Raw genomic sequence first — 342 nt, 5'->3', positions numbered from 1 at the left:
GGTATAGGCTGCGTCCTTCCAGATGCTCGCCGGAAGGTTGCAGGCAGACGCGGTTGGCGGTCACGTAGAAGCCGTCGCAGAGACCTACCAACAGGTGCTGCGGGGCTGGCGTGTCGAGGCGCGCCGCCAGCTCGCGCAGTAGCGTCCAGAGTTCCGGTGCATCCTCTTCGCCCAGCCGGCGGCCGATGACATCCAGGGCCGGCGCCGGGCGCAGGCGCAAGCGGCTGATCTTCGCCAGCATTTGCCACGCCGACGCCAGCAGGCCGAGAAGGATCAGCGCCTCGCTCAGTTGGGTGCGTCCTTCGCTGACCGGAACCTGGCCGACCCGCCACAGCCCGAGGA

1 pseudogene is annotated in these 342 nt (G+C 68.7%); it reads right to left on the bottom strand.

The features are described 5' to 3' along the window. Window positions 1-342 (bottom strand): annotated as a pseudogene (locus tag ACLJNW_RS23800) (hypothetical protein); the annotation flags it as partial.

It is taken from the genome of Salmonella sp. SAL4457, assembly GCF_046548235.1.
In the GTDB taxonomy this organism is placed as follows: domain Bacteria; phylum Pseudomonadota; class Gammaproteobacteria; order Enterobacterales; family Enterobacteriaceae; genus Salmonella; species Salmonella enterica.
Note: the sequence above shows the minus strand (reverse complement) of the source record. Positions and strands in the feature narration are given on the sequence as shown.